This is a genomic window from Sphingobium rhizovicinum (assembly GCF_042647625.1).
Classification (GTDB): Bacteria; Pseudomonadota; Alphaproteobacteria; order Sphingomonadales; family Sphingomonadaceae; genus Sphingobium; species Sphingobium rhizovicinum.
On the sequence record NZ_JBHRVU010000004.1, the window covers coordinates 2,758,433 to 2,777,998 of the forward strand.

The 19,566-nt window shown below is 64.1% G+C and carries 21 protein-coding genes; 13 read left to right on the plus strand and 8 right to left on the minus strand.

All coding sequences use genetic code 11. The features are described from left to right. The first annotated feature begins 21 nt into the window (after positions 1 to 21). The 13 genes from ACFOKF_RS14485 to ACFOKF_RS14545 all read left to right on the plus strand — a co-directional run bounded on the left by ACFOKF_RS14485 (position 22) and on the right by ACFOKF_RS14545 (position 11,804). The gene (locus ACFOKF_RS14485; protein ID WP_380796485.1) at positions 22 to 2,706 is read left to right on the plus strand and encodes a bifunctional [glutamine synthetase] adenylyltransferase/[glutamine synthetase]-adenylyl-L-tyrosine phosphorylase; all 2,685 of its coding nucleotides are present in this window, start codon (positions 22 to 24) and stop codon (positions 2,704 to 2,706) included. A 2-nt stretch (positions 2,707 to 2,708) separates the two neighbouring features. Then, on the plus strand, positions 2,709 to 3,170 hold the full coding sequence (gene bcp / locus ACFOKF_RS14490; protein ID WP_380796486.1) for a thioredoxin-dependent thiol peroxidase: 462 nt from the start codon (positions 2,709 to 2,711) through the stop codon (positions 3,168 to 3,170). Beyond that, on the plus strand, positions 3,167 to 3,976 hold the full coding sequence (locus tag ACFOKF_RS14495; protein WP_380796487.1) for a ferritin-like domain-containing protein: 810 nt from the start codon (positions 3,167 to 3,169) through the stop codon (positions 3,974 to 3,976). The genes bcp and ACFOKF_RS14495 overlap by 4 nt, the downstream gene beginning before the upstream one ends. 107 nt (positions 3,977 to 4,083) lie before the next feature. Next, the gene (locus ACFOKF_RS14500) at positions 4,084 to 4,812 is read left to right on the plus strand and encodes a M23 family metallopeptidase (protein ID WP_380796488.1); all 729 of its coding nucleotides are present in this window, start codon (positions 4,084 to 4,086) and stop codon (positions 4,810 to 4,812) included. 81 nt (positions 4,813 to 4,893) lie between these two features. Next, positions 4,894 to 5,220, plus strand: coding sequence for a HesB/IscA family protein (locus ACFOKF_RS14505; protein WP_380796489.1), 327 nt, complete (start codon positions 4,894 to 4,896; stop codon positions 5,218 to 5,220). A 162-nt stretch (positions 5,221 to 5,382) separates the two neighbouring features. Continuing rightward, positions 5,383 to 6,159 (plus strand): exodeoxyribonuclease III, encoded by a 777-nt coding sequence (gene xth / locus ACFOKF_RS14510; RefSeq protein ID WP_380796490.1) that lies wholly within the window; start codon positions 5,383 to 5,385, stop codon positions 6,157 to 6,159. Positions 6,160 to 6,226: 67 nt separating this feature from the next. Then, a complete protein-coding gene (locus ACFOKF_RS14515) occupies positions 6,227 to 6,748 on the plus strand; it encodes a DUF2239 family protein (RefSeq protein WP_380796491.1) in 522 nt (173 codons plus the stop codon). A gap of 73 nt (positions 6,749 to 6,821) precedes the next feature. Beyond that, complete coding sequence (locus ACFOKF_RS14520) at positions 6,822 to 8,336, plus strand: S10 family peptidase (protein WP_380796493.1); 1,515 nt, start codon at positions 6,822 to 6,824, stop codon at positions 8,334 to 8,336. 45 nt (positions 8,337 to 8,381) lie between these two features. After that, entirely contained in the window at positions 8,382 to 8,639 is a 258-nt protein-coding gene (locus ACFOKF_RS14525) for a type II toxin-antitoxin system ParD family antitoxin (protein WP_380796495.1), read from the plus strand. Then, positions 8,636 to 8,932, plus strand: a complete 297-nt coding sequence (locus tag ACFOKF_RS14530) for a type II toxin-antitoxin system RelE/ParE family toxin (protein WP_380796497.1) — start codon at positions 8,636 to 8,638, stop codon at positions 8,930 to 8,932. The genes ACFOKF_RS14525 and ACFOKF_RS14530 overlap by 4 nt, the downstream gene beginning before the upstream one ends. Positions 8,933 to 9,014: 82 nt before the next feature. Continuing rightward, entirely contained in the window at positions 9,015 to 10,391 is a 1,377-nt protein-coding gene (locus ACFOKF_RS14535; protein WP_380796498.1) for an amidohydrolase, read from the plus strand. Positions 10,392 to 10,673: 282 nt separating this feature from the next. Beyond that, complete coding sequence (gene fdxA / locus ACFOKF_RS14540; RefSeq protein ID WP_380796500.1) at positions 10,674 to 11,012, plus strand: ferredoxin FdxA; 339 nt, start codon at positions 10,674 to 10,676, stop codon at positions 11,010 to 11,012. A gap of 264 nt (positions 11,013 to 11,276) precedes the next feature. Further along, the gene (locus tag ACFOKF_RS14545; protein WP_184266835.1) at positions 11,277 to 11,804 is read left to right on the plus strand and encodes a CarD family transcriptional regulator; all 528 of its coding nucleotides are present in this window, start codon (positions 11,277 to 11,279) and stop codon (positions 11,802 to 11,804) included. Between the two features lie 206 nt (positions 11,805 to 12,010). Here the strand turns inward: ACFOKF_RS14545 and ACFOKF_RS14550 are convergent, their stop codons facing one another. The 8 genes from ACFOKF_RS14550 to ACFOKF_RS14585 form a co-directional block, all read right to left on the minus strand. Then, positions 12,011 to 12,253: a hypothetical protein gene (locus ACFOKF_RS14550; RefSeq protein WP_298395424.1), complete on the minus strand. Its 243-nt coding sequence runs from the start codon at positions 12,251 to 12,253 to the stop codon at positions 12,011 to 12,013. 81 nt (positions 12,254 to 12,334) lie between these two features. Continuing rightward, positions 12,335 to 12,838, minus strand: coding sequence for an asparaginase domain-containing protein (locus tag ACFOKF_RS14555; RefSeq protein ID WP_380796503.1), 504 nt, complete (start codon positions 12,836 to 12,838; stop codon positions 12,335 to 12,337). 158 nt (positions 12,839 to 12,996) lie between these two features. Beyond that, on the minus strand, positions 12,997 to 13,833 hold the full coding sequence (locus ACFOKF_RS14560; protein WP_380796504.1) for a pyrroline-5-carboxylate reductase family protein: 837 nt from the start codon (positions 13,831 to 13,833) through the stop codon (positions 12,997 to 12,999). Positions 13,834 to 13,837: 4 nt separating this feature from the next. Next, complete coding sequence (locus tag ACFOKF_RS14565; RefSeq protein WP_380796505.1) at positions 13,838 to 14,344, minus strand: type III secretion system chaperone family protein; 507 nt, start codon at positions 14,342 to 14,344, stop codon at positions 13,838 to 13,840. Positions 14,345 to 14,386: 42 nt separating this feature from the next. Then, entirely contained in the window at positions 14,387 to 14,695 is a 309-nt protein-coding gene (locus ACFOKF_RS14570) for an accessory factor UbiK family protein (protein WP_380796507.1), read from the minus strand. 42 nt (positions 14,696 to 14,737) lie between these two features. After that, on the minus strand, positions 14,738 to 15,286 hold the full coding sequence (locus ACFOKF_RS14575; RefSeq protein ID WP_380796508.1) for a TspO/MBR family protein: 549 nt from the start codon (positions 15,284 to 15,286) through the stop codon (positions 14,738 to 14,740). Positions 15,287 to 15,313: 27 nt separating this feature from the next. Continuing rightward, entirely contained in the window at positions 15,314 to 18,418 is a 3,105-nt protein-coding gene (locus tag ACFOKF_RS14580) for an efflux RND transporter permease subunit (protein WP_380796509.1), read from the minus strand. Positions 18,419 to 18,428: 10 nt separating this feature from the next. After that, on the minus strand, positions 18,429 to 19,478 hold the full coding sequence (locus tag ACFOKF_RS14585; protein WP_380796510.1) for an efflux RND transporter periplasmic adaptor subunit: 1,050 nt from the start codon (positions 19,476 to 19,478) through the stop codon (positions 18,429 to 18,431). Positions 19,479 to 19,566 lie beyond the last annotated feature (88 nt).

Consider the following 19,566-nt stretch of genomic DNA (forward strand, 5'->3'; position numbering starts at 1 on the left):
GAAGGCCGCAGGAGAGCGAATGTGACGGACTGGTCGAAAACCGAGGCGAGAATAAGGGCGCACTCCCCCTTTCTGGCGCGCGCGCTCGATCGCTTCCCGGCCGTGGCCGATCGGCTGGCCGATGCCGACTATGACGGCGCGCTGGCCGCGGCGCAGGCGGCCGGCACGCCGGAGGATGGCGTCGCCCGATCGCTGCGGCGGCGGCGCGGAGCGATTGCGCTTGCGGTGGCGGCGGCCGATCTTGCCGGCGCATGGGATATGGACCGGGTGACGCGCACCCTGTCCGACTTTGCCGATCAGGCGCTGGAGGAGGCGCTGGCCGCGGCGATGCGCGAACGCTATCCCGATGCGGAGCATAGGGGCTTCGTCGTTCTGGCGCTGGGCAAGCATGGCAGCCGCGAGCTGAATTATTCGTCCGACATCGACCCGATCCTGCTCTATGATCCCGCCACCCTGCCCCATGGCGAGCGCGAAGATGTGGCCGACGCCGCCGTGCGCATTGGCCGACGGATGAGCGAAATCCTGACCGCGCGCGACGGCGACGGCTATGTCTTCCGCGTCGATCTGCGCCTGCGCCCTTCGCCTGAGGCCACGCCAATCGCGCTGCCGGTGGAGGCGGCGATCGGCTATTATGAATCGACCGCGCTCGGCTGGGAGCAGGCCGCCTTCATCCGCGCCCGTCCTGCGGCCGGGGATAAGGCGCTGGGCGACTATTTCCTGCGCCAGATCCGTCCCTTCGTCTGGCGGCGCAGCCTGGATTTCGGCGCGATCGACGCAATCGTCGACATATCGCGCCGCATCCGCGACCATTATGCGCAGGGGCAGGCTTTCGGGCCGGGCTATGACCTGAAGCGCGGGCGCGGCGGCATTCGGGAAGTCGAGTTTTTCGCGCAGGTCCACCAGCTGATCCATGGCGGCCGCGATCCATCGCTGCGGTCGGGCAACACCCGCGAGGCGCTGCGCGCGCTGGCCGCCGCCAACGTCATCGACGCCGATGTCGCGGCGCGCCTGGACGCCGCCTATATCCTGTTCCGTACGATCGAACATCGGCTTCAGATGGTGGAGGACCGCCAGACCCATGAGCTGCCCAAGTCGGAAGCCAGTCTGGACAATGTCGCCCGGCTCCATGGCCTGCCCGACGGCGCGGCGCTGATCGACCTGCTGCGCCCGCATGTCGAATGGGTTGGCCGCAATTATGACCGGCTCAGCCCGGACAAGGAGGACGCCTCCCTGTCGCATGATGAGGAGCGGCTGAAGGCGCAACTCATCGATCTGGGCTTTACCGATCCTGAAACCCCGATCGCCCGCATCGCCCACTGGCGCGGCGGCACCATCCGCGCGCTGCGCAGCGCGCCCTCGCGCGAGGCGCTGGAGGCGCTGCTGCCCGGCCTGATGCGCACGCTGGCCAAGGCGCCCGATCCGTCGCGCGCGCTCAATCGGCTGGACGACATGATCGGCCGACTGCCCAGCGCCATCAATTTCTTCAAGCTGCTCGCCGCCCGCCCGGCGCTGGTCGAACTGATGGCCGAGATATTAAGCCACGCGCCCACCCTAGCCGATGCGCTCAGCCGCCGCGCCGAATTGCTCGACGGGCTGATCGACGCATCCGCCTTCGATCCCCCGCCTTCGGTCGAGATATTGGCAAAACAGTTCGGCGCGCTGGAGCCGGGCGAGGATTATCAGACCCTGCTGGATCGCGTGCGCCAGCGTGTGGGCGACCGCCGCTTTGCGCTGGGCGCGCAGATCATCCGCGGCGGCGATCCGCTGGAGGCGGGCCGGGGCTATGGCCGGGTGGCGCAGGCCGCGATCGAGGCGCTGGCCAGCGGCACCATCGCCGAATTCGAAGCCGCCCATGGCAAGGTGCCCGGCGGCGAACTGGTCATCTTGGCGCTCGGCCGCATGGGCGGCGGCGTGCTGACCCATGCGTCGGACCTTGACCTCGTCTATCTCTTCACCGGCGATTTTTCGACCGAATCCGATGGCGCAAAGCCGCTGGGCGCCACCCAATATTTCAATCGCCTGGCCCAGCGCATCACCAACGCCCTGTCGGTCCACACCGCGTCCGGCCCGCTTTATGAAGTCGACACCCGCCTGCGGCCATCGGGCGCGCAGGGGTTGCTGACGGTCAGCCTGGACAGTTTCGCCCGCTATCAGCGCGAGGAAGCCTGGACCTGGGAGCATCTGGCGCTCACGCGGGCGCGGCCCGTCTTCGGATCGCCGTCCGCTTATGCCGCCGTCGACGCTGTCCTGTCCGAGACGCTCCAGCGCCCGCGCGATTTCGATCAACTCGCCGCGCAGGCGGTGAAGATGCGCCGCGACATCGCCAGGCATAAGCCGCCCGCCAGCAATCTTGATGTAAAGCTGGTGCCCGGCGGCCTCGTCGATCTGGAATTTCTGATCCACATCAACCAGTTCCATTATCGCATGGCGTTTGATCCCGACCTGGGCCAGGCGCTGGCCCAGCTGGTCGCGGCCGGCCATCTGCCCGACGGGCTGATCGCCGCGCATGACCTTATCACCCGCTATCTCGTCGTCTCGCGGCTCGTTTCGCCCAAATCCACCGAGCCGCCGGAGGCCACGCGCCCGCTGGTTGCGCGCGCCTGCGGCGCGGAGGACTGGGACGGGCTGCTTGCAAGCTACGCCAAGGCGCGGCAATGCGTGCACGAAGCCTGGGCTGCGCTGGCCGCGCCCTATCAGGAGGAATGACCATGCTGGAACAGGGTGACGCGATCCCGGATGTGACGCTCAAGGATGCCGACGGCGTCGATTTCGCGCTGCATGCCTATCGCGGCAAGCCGCTGGTGGTCTATTTCTATCCCAAGGCGGATACGCCCGGCTGCACCAATGAAGCGAAGGATTTCACCGCGCTGGCCGACGAATATGCCGCCGCCGGCGTGCCGGTGATCGGCATTTCGAAGGACAAGCCGGCAAAGCTGAAGAAATTCGCGGAAAAATACGGCCTTACCGTCATCCTCGCGTCCGACGAGCCGGGCGCGGCCTGCGAAGCCTTTGGCACATGGGTCGAAAAGTCGCTTTATGGCCGCAAATATATGGGGATTGAGCGCGCGACCTTCCTGATCGGCGCGGACGGCCATATCCTGCGCGTCTGGCCCAAGGTGAAGGTGAAGGGCCATGCCGCGCAGGTGCTGGAGGCGGTGCAAGCGCTTTGACGTTACCCGTTTCGATCGACAGCGTGGGCGCGGCGTGCGCCCATGTGCTGCGCACGCCCGAACCGCACGCCAAGCTGATGGCGGCGCGGGCGGCGGCGCGGGACTGGCGGCTGGGGCGGATCGCCCATCGCTTCGATACGGCCATGCCCGATCGGCCTGCGCGCCCCGATGCGCCCGAACTGTTGCTCCCGGCCCAGATGCCCCGGCGCGGCAAGATGGGATCGGACCGCGCGCGCATCGCCATGCTGCACGCCATCGCGCATATCGAATTTGTCGCAATCGACCTCGCCTTCGATCTGGTCGGTCGTTTTGGCGGGGAATTTCCGCGCGCCTTCACCGACCAGTGGATGCAGGTCGGCGCAGAGGAGGCGATGCATTTCGCGCTGCTCGACCGGCGCCTGCGGCAACTCGGCAGCCATTATGGCGCGCTGCCCGCGCATGACGGCTTGTGGCAGGCGGCGGAGGAAACGGCGGCCGACGCGCTCGCACGTCTGGCCATCGTGCCCATGGTGCTTGAGGCGCGCGCACTGGACATCACGCCGGCGACGGTGGAGCGGTTCGAGACGATCGGCGATCTGACATCCGCCCGGATGTTGCGGCGCATAATGCATGACGAGATTCGTCACGTGTCAGCGGGGACGACATGGTTTAACTGGGCGACGAACCGTCAGGGGCTCGACTCCCCAAATCATTACCAAATGCTTGTGAAACGCCACTTTCGTGGCTCCGTTAAGCCGCCGTTCAACGACTCGGCGCGTCGGCAGGCCGGTTTGACGGAAGAATTCTACGTCGCGCTTGCAACATGATCCCGGATTTGCAGTCTGCACTCAGCGGGGGCGATCACGGTCGCCAAATTACATAACACGGGAAGCACCGAGTGACTGAAGTCTCCGGTGACATAGTCGGGGTCTGCATGTCGGTTCTTCATATGGTCAATGCTCGCGGGTCACGTTTGTTCCAAACGAGCATCAAGGTTAAGACGGTTTTAGCGACTATCGGAATGGCGAGCGCGCTCTGCGCCGCGGCTCCTGCCAGCGCCACCGAAACCGACGATCCCTATGGCGACGCGTCGGAAATCAACACCAGCCCGCTTGGCCCGTCAGACGTCGGCTTCTCCAATCTCTTTTCCAGCCTTCAGCGGCTGGACGGCAACGCCAAGACCGCAGCCTATATCCCGTCGGGCCGCCCGGTCGAAAAGCTGACCCTGACGTCGAACTTCGGCGTGCGTTCCGACCCGTTCAATCGCTCCGCCCGCATGCACAAGGGCATCGACATTCCCGGCCCCGTGGGCACCCCGATCCACGCCACGGCCGACGGCATCATCAGCCGCGCCGGCTGGGCCAGCGGCTATGGCAATCTGGTCCAGATTTCCCACGGCAGCGGCATGGAAACGCGTTACGGCCATATGTCGAAGCTGCTGGTCGCCGAAAACTCCTATGTAAAGCGCGGCCAGATCATCGGACTGATGGGCTCGACCGGCCGCTCCACCGGCAGCCACCTCCATTATGAAGTCCGTGTCGACGGCGCCGCCATCAACCCGCTGCCCTTCGTCGCCGGCCCCGACTATCTGGTCGCGATGAACAGCAAGCCGCCGCTCGCCATGGGCGGCCCGACCAAGGCGGAGGAAAAGGCGGTCGACTGATCGTTTTTTGACCGAATTTGCAAAAGGCCCGGCGCCCCATGGGTTGCCGGGCCTTTTGCTTGATCCTATCTGATGGGCATCATGGCCGATATTGATCTCACCCCGTCCGCCGCCGCCCGCGTGGCCGCCATCGCCGCCAAGCAGGGCAAGCCCGCGATCCTGCGCCTGTCGGTGGAAGGCGGCGGCTGTTCCGGCTTCCAATATCGGTTCGGTCTGGCCGAAGCGGTCGAGGCGGAAGACCTGTCGGTCGAGCGCGACGGCGTAACGCTGGTTGTGGACGATGTCAGCATCGATCTGGTCCGTGGCTCCGCCGTCGATTTCGTGTCCGATCTGGGCGGACAGGCGTTTAAGGTGACGAACCCCAACGCCACCGCCGGTTGTGGCTGCGGCACCAGCTTCTCGGTGTAACGGAACGCAGTGCTCCTGCGACCCGTAGGGCGGCCATAGGCCAACGCAGGAGCCTAGAATGCAGGGCACTCCGGTCGACCCTAGGCTCCCGCTTTCGCAGGAGCACATTCGCCTTTATGCGGGGTGCCGGAATCAACGAACCTACAGAGATTGGGCCGTCCCATGCGCATCGCCACCTTCAACATCAACGGCATCAAGGCGCGCCTGCCGCGCCTGCTGGAATGGCTGGACGAAACGCGCCCCGACATTGCCTGCCTTCAGGAAATCAAGACCAGCGACGAAACCTTCCCGGTCAAGGATATAGAGGCCGCCGGCTATGGCGTGATCTGGCACGGGCAGAAGGGGTTCAACGGCGTCGCCATCCTCGCGCGCGGCGAAACCCCGGTCGAGGTGCGCCGCGGTCTGGACGGCGAGCCGGAGGACGAGCATAGCCGCTATCTGGAAGCCGACGTAAAGGGCGTGCGCGTCGCCAGCATCTACCTGCCCAATGGCAATCCCCAGCCCGGCCCGAAATTCGATTATAAGCTGCGCTGGATGAAGCGCCTGCGCGACCGTGCGGCGGAAATCTGGGCGGAGGAAGTGCCCGCGATCCTGGCGGGCGACTATAATGTCATCCCGCGCGACGTGGACACATTCTCGGTCAAGGCGATGCAGGATGATGCGCTGATGCAGCCCGAAAGCCGCGCCGCCTATCGCCGCCTGCTGGCCGACGGCTGGACCGACGCGATCCTCAGCCGCCACCCCAATGGCGGCGTCTGGACCTTCTGGGATTATCAGGCGAACAGCTGGCCGCGCGATGCCGGCTTCCGCATCGATCATCTTCTCCTCAGCCCGGCGGCCGCCGACCGCCTGATCGACGCGCAGGTCGATAGGGAATTTCGCGGGCGGGAGAAGGCCAGCGATCACGCGCCGACCTGGGTGGAATTGCGTTCGGCATAATTTTACCCGGATTATATTGACTCAATAAAATCCGGGTAATAATAACCCATGCCGAAGGAGATTCGGCATGGAACGGACATTGACGGCCTTTGCAGGCGATTTGTGGATCGCCACGGGCGATGAAGGCGAAGTACGCGCTGCGCTGCGCGCCATGGGCGATGAGGCCCAGAATATCCTGTTGTTCGATGACGCCACCGGGCGGCAGGTCGATATTGATCTGCGCGGCCCCGCTGTGGAGGAATCGCGGGGCAGAGGGCGCCCCAAGCTGGGCGTCCAGCCGCGCGAAGTGACGCTGCTGCCCCGCCACTGGGACTGGTTGACGGCGCAACCCGGCGGCGCATCGGCGACGCTGCGCCGACTGGTCGAAGAGGCGCGCAAGACCAGCGCCGCGACGCCCAGCCCGCGCGCAGCCATGGACGCCGCCTATCATTTCCTCACCGCCATGGCGGGCGACCGGCCCAATTATGAAGCCGCCATGCGGGCGCTGTTCGCAAAGGACGCGGACCTGTTTACTTCGCTGTCGCAGGACTGGCCCTCTGGCGTGCGCGACCATGGCCGCGCTCTGGCGGCGCCGGCCTTTGCAGGCTGACGACATAGCCAATCCCCCTTCCCGCCGACCCGTCTCTCCGCTAGCCAGACGGTCGTAAAACAAGGGGACCGACATGCGTTTGACCACCAGCCTCGCCGCTATGGCGCTGGCCCTTTCCGCCACCGCCGTCGCCGCGCACGCGCAGGATGACGGCAGGAAGAAGGAGGATGTGGCGGAAAGCCCCGTTCCCGCGCCCAATGTCTCTGTCACGAAACATAAGGGCGTGTTTGGCGGCAAGGCGATCAGCTATACCGCGACCACCGGCGAGACCTATCTGAAGGACAAGGATGGCAAGCCGCTCGCGGCGATCTATGCCACATCCTATGTCAAGGATGGCGGGGACAGGAACCGGCCAATCACCTTCCTCTATAATGGGGGTCCGGGATCAGGATCGCTCTGGCTGCACATGGGCGCATTCGGGCCCAAGCGGGTCGTGCTGCCCGATGCGCGCGATGACGGTGCGCCGCCCTATCCGGTGGTGGATAATGCCGAATCGCTGCTGGACGTCACCGACCTTGTCTTCATCGATCCGGTCGGCACCGGATTTTCCCACGCCATCGGCAAGAAGGATCCCAAGGATTATTGGGGCGTGTCGGCCGACGCCAAGTCGATCGCCGAGTTTATCCGCCTGTGGCTGAACGACAATGGCCGCTGGTCATCGCCCAAATATATTGGCGGGGAAAGCTATGGCACGACCCGTTCAGTGGCGCTGATCAACGAACTGGAAGGCAGTTACAATGATGTCGCGGTGAACGGCATCATCCTGATTTCCACCATCCTCGATTTCGGCGCGACGGCCGAGGTGCAGGGCAATGAAATGCCCTATATCATCAACCTGCCGTCGATGGCGACGACCGCCTGGTATCACAAGCGCATGGGCAATCCGCCCGCAACCGTGGCGGAAGCCGCGCAACAGGCCCGCGCCTTCGCCATTGGTCCTTATGCAGCCGCATTGCTTAAGGGCAATGTCCTGCCCGCGCAGGAGCGCGCCAGCGTGCGCGCGGAACTGGCGCGGCTGACCGGCCTGTCGGAAGCCTTTGTCGATCATGCCGAACTGCGCATTTCGCCCGGCCGCTTCTATAAGGAATTGCTGCGCGACCGGGGCGTGAGCATCGGCCGGCTCGACACCCGCTATACCGGCAAGGATTATGATGCGGCGGGTGAGGAGCCGGACAATGACCCCAGCTTCTATGCGATCGATGGCGCTTATACGGCCGCAATGAACAGCTACGCCCGCGATGATCTGGGTTACAAGACCGATCGATCCTATGTGACGATTGGCGGGGTCAGCGGATGGGACTGGAAACTGGACGGCAAGAGCGGCCGGGCGAGCGAAGTCTATGGCAGCGTGGCCCCCTATCTGGGCAAGGCATTGCGCGAGAATAGCGGCCTCAAAGTCTTTGTCGGCCAGGGCTGGTATGATTTCGCGACGCCCTTCTTCGGCGCGGAATATGCGATGAGCCGCACGGGCTTCGACGCATCACGCATCCAATATCATTATTATGACGCCGGCCACATGATGTATGTCCGCCCCGACGACCTGCGCAAGCTGAGCGCCGACATCAGGGCGTTCATTTCGGCGCGTTGATAATAGTTGATAAACACCCTATGATCGGCGCTGGAGGACAATGTCATGATCAGCGCCGATCTGGGCAAGCAACTGGAAGCTTTCGTCGCTGGTCTGGTCGAAACCGGCCGCTACAACAGCAAGAGCGAGGTGCTGCGCGAAGGCGTGCGCCTGATCCAGGAGCGCGAGACACGGCTGGCGGCGCTGGATGCATCGATCCTGCGAGGCATAGCCGATGCCGATACGGGCCGCACGAAGGAGGCCGGGTCCATATTCGACCGGCTGGAGAGCAAATATCGCGCATTGCCTGACAGCGCCGAATGAAGGTCGAACTGACCGCCGAGGCGGAGCGCGATCTGGAGGCGATTGCTGACCATATTGCGATCGATAGTCCGGTCCGTGCGCTCGGCTTCATCCGCGAACTGCGGAACAAGTGCCTTGGCCTTGCCGATTATCCAAGGGCGTTCCCGGTCGTAGAGCGCTACGCCCATCTGGATGTGCGAAGGCGCGTGCATGGGCAGTATCTGATCTTTTACCGGGTCGAACCGCAGCGGATCATTGTGCTGCATGTCCTGCATGGCGCCAGCGATTATCTCGATCGCCTTGGCCTCGATTGAGCAACGCCAAACCCGTAACAATCCCCCTTCCCCGGCCCTAAAATCCCCTTATGCTTCTGCGCAGCAAGGGAGATTCATCAACATGCGCCACGCGCTTACGGCCGTTCTGGCCGCCGTCAGCCTTTCATCCATCGCCAGCGCCCAGACCGCGCCAGTTTCGCCAGCGCCTGTTCCGGCTACGCCCGCCTCCGTCCCGCCCGCCCAGAGCGAGATCGGCGCGGCAGTGGCCAAGGATATGGACGGGCTGATGACGCTCTATCGCGACCTGCACGCCAATCCCGAATTGTCGTTGCAGGAGACGAATACCGCCGCGAAACTGGCCAAGCGGTTGAAGGCGCTGAAGTTCGACGTGACCGAAAAGGTCGGCGGCACCGGCGTCGTGGCGGTGATGACCAACGGGTCCGGCCCGACCTTGCTGATCCGTGCCGACATGGATGGGCTGCCCGTGGTGGAGCAAACAGGGTTAGAATTTGCTTCAAAGGTCCGCACCAAGACGCCCGAGGGGGTCGAGACGGGCGTGATGCATGCCTGTGGCCATGATACGCACATGACCGCCTTCATCGAAACGGCCAAGCTGCTGGCCGCGCGCAAGAAGGACTGGAAGGGCACGCTGGTCATGATCCTTCAGCCCGCCGAGGAAGTGGGCAAGGGCGCGCGCGACATGCTGGAAGACGGGCTGTACACCCGCTTTCCGCGCCCGACCCACGCCATCGCCTTCCACGACGCGGCCAATCTGGAGGCAGGTGTCGTTGGCTATACCCCCGGCTATGCGCTGGCCAATGTCGACAGCGTCGACATTCTGGTGAAAGGACTGGGCGGCCATGGCGCCTATCCGCAGACGGCCAAAGACCCGATCGTGCTGGGCGCGCGGATCGTGACAACGCTTCAGACGCTGGTGAGCCGGGAGCAAGATCCGCAGGATCCCGCGGTGGTCACCGTCGGCAGCTTTCAGGGCGGGGCCAAGCATAATATCATCCCCGATGAAGCGAAGCTGCTGCTGACGGTGCGCAGCTATTCGGACGAGACGCGCGCCAAGCTGATCAAGGGGATCGAGCGCGTGGCGAAGGGCGAAGCGATCGCCGCCGGCGTGCCGGACGACCGGATGCCGGTGGTCAGCGTGAAGGATGAATTCACGCCTTCCACCTATAATCCGCCCGAATTTGCCGAGCAGATGGCGGGCCTGCTCAAGAGCCATTTCCCCGCAGGCCGCGTCGTCAAGACGCCAGCGGTGATGGGTGGCGAGGATTTCGGCCGCTTCTATCGCGCCGATAAATCGATCAACAGCTTCATCTTCTGGGTCGGCGGCGTGCCGGCGGACAAGATGGCGGCGGCCGATGCCGGCCAGATCAGCCTGCCGTCGCTGCATAGCCCCTTCTGGGCGCCGCAAGCCGACAAGGTGATCGCGACCGCCAGCGAAGCGATGACGGTGCTGGCGCTCGACATATTGAAAAAGGACTGAAGTCCTTTTTGGGGTATGCGCCTCTGGCGCATCCGCACCGGCCCGCACCCCCACCCGACCGCCCAGACATGGTATCCTGATGGGCGGTCGGGTGGGGGTGCGGGCCGGCGCCGCCATGAAAATGCGTTCTTTCACGCATTTTCCAAACGACTCCCAGGAAATGTCACGCGCAATCGAACAGCGAAAACCGCCCCTAAAGCCCCGGCAACATTATCCTCATTGACCTTCGCGCGCGTCGGGCATAGCAGGGCCGCGTTTTTCCAAGCCAAGAGTGCCCAGACAATGACCTATGTCGTGACCGACAACTGCATCCGCTGCAAATATATGGATTGCGTCGAGGTCTGCCCCGTGGATTGTTTCTACGAAGGCGAAAATATGCTGGTCATCAATCCGAACGAATGCATCGACTGCGGCGTGTGCGAACCCGAATGCCCGGCCGAAGCAATCCTGCCCGACACCGAAAATGGGCTGGAAAAATGGCTGGAGCTGAACACCAAATATTCGGCGGAATGGCCCAACATCACGGTCAAGGGTGAAGCCCCGGCGGATGCCGACGCCATGAGCGGCGTCGAGAACAAGCTGGAGCAGTTCTTCTCGCCCAACCCCGGCGAAGGCAGCTGAGCCAAGCAGCGCCAATAGCGTCCCATATTGCGGCATATTCCCATGCCCACCCCCAGACCCATCCCCAGATATTGTGTCCGGGGGTGGTAATTTTGTTACGAATCTGCTAAATAGGGCCGTGACGGTCGGATATGCCCCCTTATATCCGGCTCTGGAGAATAAGCTTCATGTCTTGACGGTGGCGCCGTGGACCTCCCGGCATTTGCTTTTCGCGCATCTGCCCCGCGTTCGTCCCGTTCCCCGATTGAATTGGAAAGGTATCAAATGGCTGCCAAGGCGCTGTCCTTTGACGTTGGTGATTATGTCGTTTATCCCAAGCACGGCGTGGGCCGTGTGATCGAACTCCAGAAGGAGCAGATTGCGGGCATGGAGCTGGAGCTGTATGTGCTCCGTTTCGAAAAGGAGCGCATGACGCTCCGCGTGCCGACGAACAAGGCCGAAGGCGTGGGCATGCGCAAGCTGTCCTCCAACAAGACCCTCGAAGAATCGATGGAAACGCTCAAGGGCAAGCCCAAGGTCAAGCGCACCATGTGGTCGCGTCGCGCCCAGGAATATGAAGCGAAGATCAATTCGGGCGACCTGGTGTCGATCGCCGAAGTGACCCGCGACCTGTTCCGCGCCGACGACCAGCCCGAACAGAGCTATTCGGAGCGCCAGATTTTCGAAGCGGCATCCAGCCGCCTAGCCCGCGAACTCGCCGCGATGGAAGAAACGGACGAACCGACCGCGCTCAAGAAGATCCTGCGCATTCTGAACGAAGCCGCGCCCAAGCACGCCAAGGTCGAGGGCTGACACGCATTTCGCCGAGCCGACAACGGCAAGCGGATATAAAAAGGGCGCTCCGATCATGTCGGGGCGCCCTTTTTCGTTGGTCAGACTATCATGCCATTGCCAGCATGCGTTCGCTTCGAATCCGTCGAAGCGCCGTGCTCATTCAAAGGAAGAGCAGGGCTTCGACAGGCTCAGCCCGAACGGGCATTATATGACGGTTCAAACGGTCATTCGCCCTTGGCGGCGCCAGCGGCATCCTTGGCCGCGTCGCCGACATCGCTGGCGGCCTGGCCCACCTGCGTCGCGGCGGTCGACACCGCATTGTCCTTCTTGCTTTCGCTGCTGATCAGGAAAAAGGCGGCCACCGCCACCACAACCACCAGCAGCAGGATTGCGAAGGTCATTCCGCCTCCGCTGCGTCGTTCGATCACCGTTGTCGTCGTTGCCGGACGCTCCTGATAATCGGCCATAACCACTCCTCCTCATCAAGCCACCCGTCCGCCTCAATGCGCGGGCCGCGGGCAAGGTTCCGGGGAGGCCGGAGGCCCTTATCAGTCCTCTACGGGTACGAACGCGCCCTTGGCGCGATCCTTCACCACCTTGTCCGCGCGGAATACGGAGCCGCTCATGGTGATATAGACGCCGGGCTGCGCGACCTGCGCGGTGGCGAAGGCCATGCCGAGGTTGAAGCTGGCGTCGCTTTCGCCAAAGCGCGCGGGAGCCAGCGCGCCGACCAGCACGATCGTCTTGCCCGTTATGTCCTTCAGCAACCTGGCCGTATCGGTCATGGTGTCGGTGCCATGGGTGATGACGATATGCGTTTCGCGGGCGGCGGCGACGCGGGCGGCGATCAGCGCGCGGTCGGCGTCATCCAGTTCCAGACTGTCCTTGCGGGTAATTTCTTCGATGCGGAAGGGGCGCTTGACACGGGCGACCTCCAGCAGCTTCGCCATCACTGTTTCACCGACCTGATAATCGGACAGGGCGTCGAAATAAATCTTGTCGATGGTGCCGCCGGTGGTGAGCAGCAAAATCGGGGTTTCGGGCGACAGCATAGGGGACTCCGGGGCCATATTTTCGCGCGGCTTCGAACGTCGATCTGATTGGTTCAGATCGACGTTCGAAGTCTTTTTTACCGCGATTTCTTAATCGTCAGATGATTCCATCTGACTGGAAATCGCTCTAGCGCAAAAGCATGGCTGCAGAAACCGCCCTATTCGCCGCGCGCCATCGCCTCGCCGCGATCGCGGGCGGCGGCGAGCGTATCGGTGAGGAGGGTCAATAGCCGGTCGTCGGCGTCCAGTACGTTGAGGCCCTGCCGCGTCATGCCGCCGGGGCTGGCGACCCGGTCGGCCAGGATTGCCGGGCTGTCGCCGGCATGGGCGCTGGCGCGCGCCGCCATATTGGCCGAACCCTGCACGGTCGCCAGCGCCATGCGGGCGGCCTGATCCGCGGGTATGCCGATCGCCTCCCCCGCGCGGGCCAGCGCATCGGCAAAGCGGAAGAGGAAAGCGGGGCCGCAGCCAGACAGCGCCGTCACCTGATTGAACAAAGATTCGTCCGCGATCCATTCGGCAAGGCCCAGAGGCTGAATGAGCGCTTCGACGTCCGCCTTGCCCGTTTGCCCCGTCGTCGCATCGGTGAAGAGCGCCGTCACGCCCTCCCCCAACCCTACCGGCAGATTGGGCATGGCGCGCACGATGTCCCGCGCAGCCGGGAAACGAGCGCGAAGATCGGCCAATGTGGTGCCGGCCAGGATTGAGATGATCGGGGTATCGGCGCGGCACAGCGGCGCCAGCGCAGCCGCCACATCGGCGATCTGATAGGGCTTCATGCCCAGCAGCACCGTCGTTCCGGCCGGCAAGGCGGACGGATAATCGGTGATGACCGTGACACCATCCGCCACCGGCCGGCCGCTGGGGCGCAGCACGGTGACACGCGCGGGATCAAGGCCGCAGTCGAGCCAGCGCGACAACATCTGCCCCGCCATATTGCCGCAGCCGATGAGGAACAGATGATCGGGCCAGCGCATCGACGGGATCGGGGTCATGGGATCAGGCCTCGCCGCGCGTTTCGATGAGGCTGGCGGAAATCGCTTCCGTCGGGGTCTTGCCGCCCCAGAGGACGAACTGGAACACCGGGTAGAAGCGCTCGCATTCGTCGATCGCGGTTTCGACCAGCAACTGCGCCTGATCGAGCGTCAGCGTGCCGCCCGCGCCCAGCAGAGCGCCATGGCGGAACAGCACGATGCCGCTGGAGGACCAGAGTTCGAAATGGCCGATCCAGAGCTGTTCGTTGATCAGGCCCAGCGTTTCATAGACGGCGGCGCGCTTGTCCTCCGCCACGCGAATGTCGGGCATGGCCAGAAGCTGAAGCACCTGATCCTCGTCGCGCCAGATGCCGCGCAACTCATATTGCGCCCACGACCCTTGGGTGTTCGCGACAATCTCATCCTCGCCGACCTGATCGTAGCTCCAGCCATGTGCCTCGAAAAAGGCGGCCAGCATATCGATCGGGGCGGCTTCCTGGCCGCCATGTTCAAATTCGTCGCTATCCATCATCGGCGCGCCTTATCACCGCATGCGGCGAAAGGACAGTCGGGATCAGTCCGCAGACTTTGCCCCGTCCGATGCCTTCTTGCTCGCCTTGACGCTTTTGGTCACGGGTTCGCCAGCCTTGCCTTCCAGCGCATCGAGGCGCGCCTTGAGCAGTTCCACCTCTTCGCGCGCGGCGGCGGCCAGCGCCTTGACCGTGTCAAATTCCTCGCGCGACACGAAGTCCATGCCGCCGATCCAGTCCTTGGCGCGTTCCCGCGCGTTGGATTCAAATTCGCGCGTCATGCCCGCCACGGTCCCGGCAGCGCCGTTCACCAGCTTGGCCAGATCGTCGAAAAAGCGGTTTTCGCTCTGCATTGCCTTATCCTTGCTGCGGCGCGCGCGGTGCGCGCCCGAAATTCATATCTGGGTTCTGAGCGCAGGCGCGACAAGGGTGGCCGCTTCCGGGTTCAGTCGGCCGATCTCATAGGTGAGGAAGGACGCAAAGGCCAGCCAGAGGAGATAGGGCACAAGCAACATGCCGGCAAAGCGCCGGATGCGCCAGAAGAGCAGCGTGGTGATCCCCGCGACGACGACCAGCGCAAGGATCAGCCCCAGCGCGCTGCCGACCTGATGCGCACGGAAGAACAAGGGCGACCAGGCCAGATTCATCAGCAGCTGAATCAGGAAAAGAGCGATCGCAGCGCCCCGCCCCTTCGCCCCGCGCGCATGCAGCACAATGGCGAAGGCCAGCGCCATCAGGATATAGAGAATGGTCCAGGCAAGGCCGAAGGCCCAGCCCGGCGGCATCAGCGCCGGCTTTTCCAGCGCGTCGAACCAGCGATTGCCATATCCGCTATTGGCGAGCTTTCCCGACAGGAACCCCAAAGCAACGACGGTGGGAACGGTGAAGAGCGCCCATCGCAGATAGGCAAGACGCAACTGACCCTGGGACGCAATCTGGTTCATCGACAGCAACAACCCCCGCGCATGCCACTACTCGGCCGGTTCGGGCGAATCTTTCAGCGCCGAATCCAGCTTGCGGCCAACGGTTTGCGGAGAAAGCGTCCGCTTGGCAACGCGCGAATAGAAGATTGGAATGAGGAACAATGTGATGAGCGTCGCCAGGCTGACGCCAAACACCACCACTACGCCGATCGAGTGGCGCGCCGCCGCCCCTGCCCCACCCCGGATGACCAGCGGCACCGCGCCGATCACGGTCGCGATCGAGGTCATCAGGATCGGACGCAATCGCCGCTTTGCAGCCTCACGAATGGCCTGGGCAATCTCCATGCCCTCGTCGCGCAGCTGGTTGGCGAACTCGACAATCAGGATGCCATTCTTGGCGGCAAGGCCGACCAGCATGACGATGCCGATCTGGCTGTAGAGATTGACCGATCCGCCGGTGATCGCCAGCCCCAGCGCCCCGCCGGCCACCGCCAGCGGCACGGTGGCGATGATGACGGCGGGATGGATGAAGCTTTCAAACTGCGCGGCGAGCAACAGATAGACGATCAGGATGGTGAGGCCGAAGACCAGCCAGATTGCCCCGCCGGTTTCGCGCAAGGACTGGCTTTCGCCGCGATAGCCGATTGCCAGCACTTCGGGCGACTGGCGCGCCTGATCCTCCAGGAAGGACAGCGCCTCGCCCAGCGAGGTGCCGGGCGCCAGCCCTGCGCTCAGGGTAATGGCGCGCAGCTTGTTGAAGCGGTTGAGCTGACGCGGCCCGGCGACTTCGCGGACCGTGACCAGCGCGGACAGCGGCACCAGCGCGCCGGTGCGGCTGCGCACATTGATCCGCTCCAGATCGGCGACCGTTCGGCGGCCTTCATTTTCCGCCTGCACCAGCACGCGATATTCCTCGCCCCGATCGACATAGGTGGTCACGCGGCGCGACCCCAGCAGGCTTTGCAGCGCCTGACTGACTTCATTGACCGACACGCCCAGATCGCCCGCGCGCGCCAGATCGGTCTCGATCCGCATCTGCGGCTTGCTTTCCTTATAATCGCTGTCGAGGTTGATGAGGCCCGGATAGCTGGCCGCCGCGGTCATGATCCGGTCGCGCGCCGCCATCAATCCTTCATAGGTGGAGCCGGCCAGCACGATATTGACCGGCAGCCCGCGCCCGCGCCCCAGCCCCGATCGCGGCGCGACATTGCCGCGCACGCCGGGCTGGTCGGCAATCACCTTGTTGACGATGTCGGCGACCTGCGCCGTGGTGATGGTGCGGTCTTCCCACGGACGCAGGAAGGCGATGACGTTGCCGCTGTTGAAATCGTCGGTCGTGCCAAAGCCCGCCGGAGTGCGGATCACCAAATTCTGAAGCGTTCCATCCTTGCGCAGGAAGGCGAGATCATCCTCGATCTTCTTCATATAGGCCATCATCCGGTCGAAACCGGTGCCTTCGGGCGCGTTGATCTGGCCTTCGACCACGCCGGTATCCTCGGCCGGGGCCAGTTCGCTGGGCAGGCGGGTGAAGAGGAAGCCCGCCACGCCCAGGAACAGCAGCACGCCCAGCAGCGGCAACAGCGGTTTGCGCAGCGCGCCGTCGAGCCAGCGGGCATAGCCGCCTTCGATCTGCTGGAAACGGGCGTCGATCCAATGGGCCAACCGGCCGCGCTCGGCGGTCCTGAGCAGCTTGGAACAGAGCATCGGTGCCAGACTGAGCGAAATGAAGCCGGAAAAGGCGATGGCCGCGATCATCGCAATGGCGAGTTCGCGGAACAGCAGGCCGGTCTGCCCGGCCAGGAACATCACCGGCACGAACACCGCGCACACGACCAGCGTGGTGGAGATGATGGCGAAGCCCACCTGCCGCGATCCAAGATAGGCCGCGACCAGCGGATCATCCCCCTGTTCGACCCGGTGATAGACATTTTCCAGCACCACGATCGCGTCATCGACCACCAGACCGATGGCGAGCACGAAGGCGAGCAAGGTCAGCAGGTTGATCGACAGGCCCATCAGCCACATGACGGCGCAGGTCGCAAGCAGGCAGATAGGCACGGTGACAGCCGGCACGATGGTCGCGCGCACCGACCCCAGGAACAGGAAGATGACCAGGATGACGAGCAGCGCGGCTTCGATCAGCGTGTCATAGACATTGTCGATCGCGCGTTCGATGAACAGGGATTCGTCGGTGCCGATAGCGACGCGCATCCCCTTGGGCAGGGTCGGCTCCAGTTCCTTGATCAGCGCCTTGGCCTTTTGCGCGACCTCCAGCGTGTTCGCGCCCGACTGGCGGATGATGCCGATGCCGATCGCCGTGCCCTGATTGGAGCGGAAGCTGGTATAGGGATTTTCCGCGCCTTCCTCGATCCGCGCGACATCGCCCAGCCGGATCTGATAGCCATCGGCGCCGCGGCCGACCACCAGTCGAGAAAACTGGTCAGGCGTGGCGAAGGAGCGCTCAACGCGCAGCGTCTGGTTCTGATCCTTCGATTCAAAGCGGCCGGCGGGCAGTTCGACATTCTGGCTGCGCAGCGCGGCTTCCACATCGGCCGGGGTCATGCCGAAGGCGGCGAGCTTTTCCGCGTTGAACCAGATGCGGGTCGACGGGCGGGCTTCGCCGCCGATATTGACGCGCGCCACACCGTCAATCGCGGCGAACCGATCGACGACATTGCGGTCCAGATAGTCGCTGATGCGGATCGGCGACCAGCCCGGCCGGGAAAAGGCGAGGAAGAGGATGGCGCGCGCATCGGAATCGACCTTGCGGATTTCGGGCGCCAGCGCGTCTTCCGGCAAATCCTCCACCACCGAGCCGACACGATCGCGCACATCATTGGCGGCGGTGTCGACATCGCGCGACGGATTAAATTCGATGTTGATGCGCGAGGTGCCGTCCTGCGAGGTGGAGGTGATCGTTTCGATCCCCTGCACGCCCGCAACCGCATCTTCGATCAACTGGGTGATGCGCGTTTCCACGACCGAAGCGGCCGCCCCGGTATAGGTGGTTTCGACCGACACGATCGGCGGATCGACATCAGGATATTCGCGGACCGACAAGCTGAGATAGCCGACGAGGCCGACGATGCACATCAGCACCGCGACGACCGCGGCGAAGACCGGACGGCGGACCGAAAGATCGGAAAGCTGCATCGTCCTAGCCTTAGCCGCCAGTCTTGGCGGGCTTGTCGCCGGCCAGCCGCACCGTCATGCCGTCGGTCAGCTTGACCACGCCTTCGGTCACGATCTTCTGTCCGGGCTTCAGCCCGCCGGTGATTTCGACCAGCCCATTCTGACGGATGCCGGTGTCGACCTTGACCCGCTTGGCCGTGTGATCCTCCAGCAGGAAGACGAAGCGTTCCTCGCCATCGCCGACCAGCGCCAGTTCGGGCACAGCCAGGGACTGGCGCTGGCGCGACAGGATGCTGACCGTCAGCAGCATGCCGGGCTTAAGCGCCTTGTCCGGGTTAGGCAGGATGGCGCGCACCCGGATCGCGCGGGTGGCGGGATCGATCACCGGATCGATGGTCGCAATGGTGCCGTTGAATGGGCGATCGGGCCAGGCGGCGGACACGGCCCGGATCGGCATGCCTTCCCGCACCAACGACAGGCGGGTTTCGGGGATGGTGAAATCCAGCTTGATCCGGCTGATGTCGCTGACCGTGGCGATGGCAGTCCCAGCGGTGACGATCGCGCCGGGCGATACGGTGCGCAGCGACACCCAGCCGGCGAAGGGCGCACGGATGATGCGATCCCCGATCGAGGCGCGGGCAAGATCTGCGTTAGCGCGCGCGGCATTGGCGAGCGCCGTCTGTTGCTCCAGCGTGGCGCCGGTGGCGAAGCCGCGGGTCTTCAACGCCTGAATGCGCTGAAGCTGCTGGTTCGCCTGCAATGCCGATGCTTCGGCCGAGGCGAGTTCGGCCCGTTCCTGTCCGACCGCGAGCGTGGCGATGACCTGCCCCTTCGCCACATAGCCGCCATCGGCGAAGTTGAGCGCGGTAATGCGTTCGGTGACGGGTGCGGAGAGCACCACCTGTTCATTGGCGAGCGCCGTGCCGACCGCCTCCACATTGTCGGTGAAGGCTTGGACGGCGACCGGCTGCACCTCGACCAGGGGGACGGCGCGCGGCTTCTTTTCCTTCTGACCGCCGCAACCGGCAAGACCGAGGGCAATCAGGGGGGCGATCAGGGTGATGGGCAGGACAGAACGCATGACGGAGGGCTTACGGGCCTTTTCGAGCGACGCAATTCGGGTTGCGCCAATGCTTATGACAGTAGCTGCGGGAACGAACATACGTCCA

What these genes read in the sequence shown, in the direction of transcription:
- ACFOKF_RS14565 (WP_380796505.1), bottom strand. Translation starts at nt 14,344, where the DNA reads ATGATGGATAGCGACGAATTTGAACATGGCGGCCAGGAAGCCGCCCCG.
- ACFOKF_RS14530 (WP_380796497.1), top strand. Translation starts at nt 8,636, where the DNA reads ATGAAGGTCGAACTGACCGCCGAGGCGGAGCGCGATCTGGAGGCGATT.
- ACFOKF_RS14550 (WP_298395424.1), bottom strand. Translation starts at nt 12,253, where the DNA reads ATGGCCGATTATCAGGAGCGTCCGGCAACGACGACAACGGTGATCGAA.
- ACFOKF_RS14580 (WP_380796509.1), bottom strand. Translation starts at nt 18,418, where the DNA reads ATGCAGCTTTCCGATCTTTCGGTCCGCCGTCCGGTCTTCGCCGCGGTC.
- ACFOKF_RS14585 (WP_380796510.1), bottom strand. Translation starts at nt 19,478, where the DNA reads ATGCGTTCTGTCCTGCCCATCACCCTGATCGCCCCCCTGATTGCCCTC.
- xth (WP_380796490.1), top strand. Translation starts at nt 5,383, where the DNA reads ATGCGCATCGCCACCTTCAACATCAACGGCATCAAGGCGCGCCTGCCG.
- ACFOKF_RS14555 (WP_380796503.1), bottom strand. Translation starts at nt 12,838, where the DNA reads ATGCTGTCGCCCGAAACCCCGATTTTGCTGCTCACCACCGGCGGCACC.
- ACFOKF_RS14505 (WP_380796489.1), top strand. Translation starts at nt 4,894, where the DNA reads ATGGCCGATATTGATCTCACCCCGTCCGCCGCCGCCCGCGTGGCCGCC.
- ACFOKF_RS14575 (WP_380796508.1), bottom strand. Translation starts at nt 15,286, where the DNA reads ATGAACCAGATTGCGTCCCAGGGTCAGTTGCGTCTTGCCTATCTGCGA.
- bcp (WP_380796486.1), top strand. Translation starts at nt 2,709, where the DNA reads ATGCTGGAACAGGGTGACGCGATCCCGGATGTGACGCTCAAGGATGCC.
- fdxA (WP_380796500.1), top strand. Translation starts at nt 10,674, where the DNA reads ATGACCTATGTCGTGACCGACAACTGCATCCGCTGCAAATATATGGAT.
- ACFOKF_RS14520 (WP_380796493.1), top strand. Translation starts at nt 6,822, where the DNA reads ATGCGTTTGACCACCAGCCTCGCCGCTATGGCGCTGGCCCTTTCCGCC.
- ACFOKF_RS14500 (WP_380796488.1), top strand. Translation starts at nt 4,084, where the DNA reads ATGTCGGTTCTTCATATGGTCAATGCTCGCGGGTCACGTTTGTTCCAA.
- ACFOKF_RS14560 (WP_380796504.1), bottom strand. Translation starts at nt 13,833, where the DNA reads ATGACCCCGATCCCGTCGATGCGCTGGCCCGATCATCTGTTCCTCATC.
- ACFOKF_RS14545 (WP_184266835.1), top strand. Translation starts at nt 11,277, where the DNA reads ATGGCTGCCAAGGCGCTGTCCTTTGACGTTGGTGATTATGTCGTTTAT.
- ACFOKF_RS14570 (WP_380796507.1), bottom strand. Translation starts at nt 14,695, where the DNA reads ATGCAGAGCGAAAACCGCTTTTTCGACGATCTGGCCAAGCTGGTGAAC.
- ACFOKF_RS14535 (WP_380796498.1), top strand. Translation starts at nt 9,015, where the DNA reads ATGCGCCACGCGCTTACGGCCGTTCTGGCCGCCGTCAGCCTTTCATCC.
- ACFOKF_RS14525 (WP_380796495.1), top strand. Translation starts at nt 8,382, where the DNA reads ATGATCAGCGCCGATCTGGGCAAGCAACTGGAAGCTTTCGTCGCTGGT.
- ACFOKF_RS14515 (WP_380796491.1), top strand. Translation starts at nt 6,227, where the DNA reads ATGGAACGGACATTGACGGCCTTTGCAGGCGATTTGTGGATCGCCACG.